Consider the following 6,118-nt stretch of genomic DNA (forward strand, 5'->3'; position numbering starts at 1 on the left):
ACATAAACGTCGTATATCTGAAAAAATAACCCTTTATCAACAAAATTGGGACGTAATCAAAAATGCTATTGCTGAGCACATCCGTGTTTTATTAGCGTACCCAAATTAGTTTTGTGCGAAACTCGTGATGGTGACTCATATCAATCATGCCAACGAAATTGACAATGAGTTTAGTCGCGCGATGGAACAGTTAAAACAGGTAAGTGTTACCTTATTAAATCAAAGTGTACTTTTACGCGGTGTGAATGATAATGCTGACTGTCTGGCTAAATTAAGTAATAAACTGTTTGAAAACGGCATACTACCTTATTATTTACATCTATTAGATAAAGTCCAAGGTGCCGCCCATTTTATGGTAACGGATGAAGAGGCTCGCATCATAATGAAAGAACTGCTTACTCGTATCTCAGGCTATCTGGTACCGAGATTAACCAGAGAAATAGGTGGAAAATTGAGTAAAACACCGATTGACTTACAATTACAATAACGATTTAGCTACATGATAAAACGCATGATCCTATATTATTCAGGATCATGCTTAGCATGCGTTATGGACACTTATAAACTTGTCCTATCATTTTACTGTCAGTAGGAATAAAACTCGAGAGTAACGTTTCCGTTGGGCTATTAGCGCCATAAATAACATTGCCTCCCATCTCAGCAGCTTTATTGCGTAAATCATTTGCTGCGCCACGCAGTGAACTAGACTCATTATTTACGCCACTAAGCCAATTACTTTGGGTGCCGGTAATCGACCCTAAATGCCGACATTCACTTCCAGGCTGGGTATTAACGAAACGAACTTTTTCACCCGCAGTGGTAATTTTATTGGTTGTTGAACAGCCAGCCAAGACAAATAGCGTGGCACCAAGCAATACTTTAATTCGCATGTTGTTCCTCATTTACTTTTAGCTATATATTAATATCAACGCTTACATTACCGAATTTTTTTGCCAAATTAAGCTTATTATCCAATAACAACATAATATCCAGCCAAATAGTTTGGCCATCAATCTTTTATACCAGCGTGTTAACAACATTTTACCCTATTCTAGTAAATATACTCGGTTAAATCATATTATCGCAAAATTAAATCATATTATGTGAAAAAATAGACTTAAAGCCAATAACCAGTCGCTAGCAAACCCTTAATGAAATCAAATTGCAAACAGATAAAAATTTGATAATAAAAAACCCCGAGTCAAAAGTTAAACTCAGGGTTCTTCTCGTGATAAGGATAACGATGTTAGGATTTTAATACCTTACATCATACCACCCATACCACCCATACCACCCATACCAGCAGCACCTAGATCAGCTTTATCTTCTTTTGGTAAATCAGTTACCATAGCTTCAGTTGTGATCATAAGACCGGCGATTGAGGCAGCAAATTGTAAAGCAGAACGAGTAACCTTAGTTGGATCCAAGATACCCATGTCAAGCATGTCGCCATACTCTTCAGTTAAAGCGTTATAACCGTAGTTGCCTTTACCTTGCTTAACATTGTTCACAACTACAGCTGATTCTTCACCCGCATTCTCAACAATTTGACGCATAGGTGATTCCATCGCGCGAAGGGCGATATCAATACCAACTTTTTGATCTTCGTTGTCACCTTTCAACTTATCTAATGCAGCTGAAACACGAACCAGAGCAACACCGCCGCCAGCAACAATACCTTCCTCTACGGCTGCACGAGTTGCATGCAACGCATCATCGACACGGGCACGTTTCTCTTTCATTTCAACTTCAGTCGCAGCACCTACTTTAATCACCGCAACACCGCCTGATAACTTGGCAATACGCTCTTGCAATTTTTCACGATCATAATCGGAGGTTGCTTCATCACGTTGTTGCTTAATTTGTTCGATACGGCTTTTAATCGTGCTTTTCTCACCGATACCATCAATAATGATGGTGGTATCTTTGTTAATAACGATACGCTTCGCTTGACCTAAATCTTCTAGCGTCGCTTTCTCTAACTCCATACCGATTTCTTCAGAGATAACAGCACCTTTGGTTAGAATAGCAATATCCTGCAACATGGCTTTACGGCGATCACCAAAACCAGGGGCTTTTACCGCAGCAACTTTTACAATACCACGTAGGTTGTTTACTACCAATGTTGCCAGGGCTTCACCTTCAACATCTTCAGCAATAATCAACAGAGGTTTACCTGCTTTAGCAACAGCTTCTAATACAGGTAACAATTCACGGATATTAGAAACTTTCTTATCTACTAATAGGATATAGGGATTTTCTAATTCAGCAGACCCCATATCTGGCTTATTAATAAAATAAGGAGACAAATAACCGCGATCAAATTGCATACCTTCAACAGTAGCTAGTTCGTCTTCTAAACCGGAACCTTCTTCAACGGTAATAACGCCTTCTTTGCCAACTGCTTTCATTGCTTTAGCAATTAATTCACCGACGGTTTTATCAGAGTTAGCCGAAATTGTACCGACTTGTTCAATCTCTTTATTATCAGCACACGGTTTAGATAATTTTTTCAATTCTTCAACTGCCGCAGAAACCGCTTTATCAATACCGCGTTTTAAATCCATTGGGTTCATGCCGGCAGCAACCGCTTTTAAACCTTCGCTAACAATCGATTGAGCAAGTACTGTTGCTGTGGTTGTGCCATCACCTGCTGCATCATTCGCCTTAGATGCAACTTCTTTTACCATCTGGGCACCCATATTTTCGAATTTATCTTCTAATTCGATTTCACGCGCAACAGACACGCCATCTTTAGTAATTGAAGGTGCTCCGAAAGATTTATCCAGAATTACATTACGGCCTTTCGGACCTAAAGTAACTTTAACTGCATCAGCAAGAATACTTACTCCACGAAGCATTTTTGCACGCGCGTCAATCCCAAATTTTACGTCTTTAGCTGCCATTGTTTCTTTCCTTTAAATTCATTCATTCTGAAGATCTAAGCGAGAAATTATTTTTCAACAATTGCCAGAATATCGCTTTCTGACATAATCAATACTTCGTCGTTATCAATCTTTTCTGTCTTCACGCCATAGCCGTCGTTAAAAATAACAGTATCGCCAACTTTCACATCTAACGGTTTATTTTCACCATTTTCTAAAATGCGACCGTTACCAACAGCTAGCACTTTGCCTCGAGTTGACTTACCAACAGCAGAGCCCGTCAAAACAATGCCTCCAGCAGATTTAGCTTCAACTTCTTCGCGCTTGATGATAACCCGATCATGCAATGGACGTATTTTCATTAATAGATCTCCTATAAATAAAATCAATATAAGGTAAATAAGGATGATACTAGTATGTCTTATTAAACCAGTACCCTATTTGACAAAATGGGGTCAATTAAAATCAGTTCAAGGGGGTATACAAAAAATTTTTCATTTTTTCTTTCTACTTAAAAACAAAATCGTTAGTATTATTTATCATCATGATCTTCTTTTTTAGAAAATCTGTCTTCATGTTTAATGCTGTTTGATGGAGAATCAGATTTTCTATCAAATTCGCCTTCATAGGTATGCCCTTTTGAAGAACGGTTAAAATTATCGTTAGCTGCCCCGGCAGAATAAAAATGAATATGCGGCATAAGCTTCACGACTATCAGTTTTTGGATCGGAGAAAATAGTAATAACAAACCTAAAAAATCCGTAAAAAAACCAGGTATGATTAACAGAATACCTGCAATCACTAAGGCCACATTCTTAATCATCTTCTCGGCCGGATTTTCGTCATCAGCTAATTTTTGACGTATTAACAATAAGTTCTTAATTCCCTGACTTTTTACTAAAGAAATTCCAAGGCATGAAGTTAAAACGACCAATATTAAAGTGGTTAATACACCTATGCTCTCAACAACCCTAACAAAGATAACTGCTTCGATATAAATTAACAGGCATAAAAGTATGAATGGAAACCAACGCATACAATTCTCCTAATATTTGCTAATAAAACGCTAGCCTCTTGACTTAGCAAGATAAATTTTCTCAAAAAAATGAATATCACAATATTTGCTTTATATGCCGATAATACCTATATGATGCAGATCTATCATACATTTTTCAATGATAAAAAATTTTAATGTTTTTAATGGGTTATGTGAATGTGATCACACATATCATATTTAATTCACTAAGATGCATATATAGTATTCCATATTTATGACAATACCACTATTTCGGAATATATATCACGGTTATAATTAAAATCTTAGTTATTAATATCAAATCTGACGTTAATATAATCCATTTTTACTATTACATTACATATTCAGTTAATAAATCGCTATTTAATTTTAAGAAGGTTTGTATGTCCAAAAGTATTCGTTCTGAAGAAGACCTATTAGGTAAACGAGATGTACCTGCTGAAGCCTATTATGGTATTCATACATTGCGTGCGATCGAGAATTTCTATATTAGCGACCGAACTATTAATCATGTACCCGAATTTATTCGTGGAATGGTAATGGTAAAAAAGGCAGCGGCAATGGCAAATAAAGAACTAAAAACTATTCCACAAAAGCAAGCAGATGCGATTATTAATGCCTGTGACCAAATTTTAGATAAAGGCAAGTGCATGGATCAATTTCCAGTAGATGTCTTTCAAGGGGGAGCCGGTACATCATTAAATATGAATACTAACGAAGTCCTGGCTAACATTGGTCTTGAATTAATGGGACATAAAAAAGGTGAATACCAATATTTAGATCCCAATGACCATTTAAATAAGAGTCAATCAACTAATGATGCCTATCCAACCGGCTTTCGAATTGCGGTTTATAACTCTATTACTAACCTAATTAAATCACTTACCCTACTTCAAGAAGGTTTTGAACAAAAAGCCAACCAATTTAAAGATATTCTTAAAATGGGTCGTACCCAATTACAAGATGCGGTTCCTATGACAGTAGGGCAAGAATTTCATGCATTTGCTACATTATTAAAAGAAGAGATAAAAAATTTACACCGCGCTAGTGAATTATTACTTGAAGTCAATCTTGGTGCAACCGCAATCGGAACCAGAGTCAATACCGCTGCCGGTTATCAAGAATTGGTGGTAAAAAAATTAGCTGAAGTAACAGGATTGCCCTGCATTCCGGCAGAAGATTTAATTGAAGCAACTTCCGACTGTGGTGCTTATATTACAGTACATGCAGGATTAAAACGCTTAGCCGTTAAACTATCAAAAATCTGTAATGATCTTCGCCTACTCTCTTCCGGCCCTCGTGCTGGTTTAAAAGAAATCAATCTACCCGAACTACAAGCGGGTTCATCTATTATGCCTGCTAAAGTCAATCCTGTTATCCCTGAAGTGGTTAATCAGGCATGTTTCAAAGTTATTGGCAACGATACTTGTGTTACTATTGCAGCGGAAGCAGGACAATTGCAATTGAATGTGATGGAGCCGGCAATCGGCCAGGCAATTTTTGAATCTATTTCATTAATGAATAATTCTTGCCGTAATTTACTGGAAAAATGTATTAACGGTATTACCGTCAATAAAGAAATATGCGAAAAATATGTTTTTAATTCGATTGGCATTGTTACTTATCTTAATCCATTTATCGGTCATCATAATGGCGATATCGTCGGTAAAATATGCGCTGAAACAGGTAAAAATGTTAGAGAAGTAGTATTAGAGCGAGGTTTACTAACAGAAGAACAATTAGACGATATTTTCTCTGTTGAAAATCTAAAAAATCCTCAGTATAAAGCGAAACGCTTTGATGACTAAATTAGCATGTTAACAATAAAAATTAATTCGTCTTAATTTTTAAGGCACGCTCTCTACAAAGAAGCGTGCCTTTTACTTTATGCATATACAAAAAACAAACAAAATATTATCAATTACTTTAAGGAGTAAACATTATGTTAGCCGTAGAATTTATTATTGTTCTCACGAGTTTCGCAGTCTCTAAAAAAGAAGTATAAATTTAAAAACAAGAAAAAATAAGGATGTTCATATTTTGTCCGGTTATCCATGCATTAAAGATATCTATAAAATATTCTTGCAAGTAAGCAGTGTAAGATACTCTAGTTTGGCGTTATCAGAAGTCAGCCCATCGCCTTTATCTCATGACACGGTTAGCCGATGGTTAAAAAGTAGATGTTTCCGCCCTAAAG

The 6,118-nt window shown here is 36.5% G+C and carries 5 protein-coding genes and 1 pseudogene; 2 read left to right on the plus strand and 4 right to left on the minus strand.

The annotated features are described in order from the left end of the window. Positions 1–118: 118 nt before the first annotated feature. Positions 119–487: pseudogene (locus tag CBG25_RS13965) on the plus strand (EF-P beta-lysylation protein EpmB); the annotation flags it as partial. Positions 488–548: 61 nt separating this feature from the next. Here CBG25_RS13965 and CBG25_RS13970 read toward each other — a convergent pair. The 4 genes from CBG25_RS13970 to CBG25_RS13985 all read right to left on the minus strand — a co-directional run bounded on the left by CBG25_RS13970 (position 549) and on the right by CBG25_RS13985 (position 3,921). Beyond that, positions 549–890, minus strand: a complete 342-nt coding sequence (locus CBG25_RS13970; RefSeq protein WP_290607350.1) for a DUF4156 domain-containing protein — start codon at positions 888–890, stop codon at positions 549–551. Positions 891–1,262: 372 nt separating this feature from the next. Beyond that, on the minus strand, positions 1,263–2,906 hold the full coding sequence (gene groL, locus CBG25_RS13975; RefSeq protein WP_290607352.1) for a chaperonin GroEL: 1,644 nt from the start codon (positions 2,904–2,906) through the stop codon (positions 1,263–1,265). 47 nt (positions 2,907–2,953) lie between these two features. Further along, a complete protein-coding gene (locus CBG25_RS13980; RefSeq protein ID WP_290607354.1) occupies positions 2,954–3,247 on the minus strand; it encodes a co-chaperone GroES in 294 nt (97 codons plus the stop codon). 170 nt (positions 3,248–3,417) lie between these two features. Continuing rightward, a complete protein-coding gene (locus CBG25_RS13985) occupies positions 3,418–3,921 on the minus strand; it encodes an FxsA family protein (RefSeq protein ID WP_290607356.1) in 504 nt (167 codons plus the stop codon). A gap of 383 nt (positions 3,922–4,304) precedes the next feature. Between CBG25_RS13985 and aspA the strand changes: the two genes are divergently transcribed. Further along, on the plus strand, positions 4,305–5,729 hold the full coding sequence (aspA, locus tag CBG25_RS13990; RefSeq protein ID WP_290607358.1) for an aspartate ammonia-lyase: 1,425 nt from the start codon (positions 4,305–4,307) through the stop codon (positions 5,727–5,729). The last annotated feature ends 389 nt before the right edge of the window (positions 5,730–6,118 follow it).

The organism is Arsenophonus sp. ENCA, from assembly GCF_002287155.1.
Classification (GTDB): domain Bacteria; phylum Pseudomonadota; class Gammaproteobacteria; order Enterobacterales; family Enterobacteriaceae; genus Arsenophonus; species Arsenophonus nilaparvatae.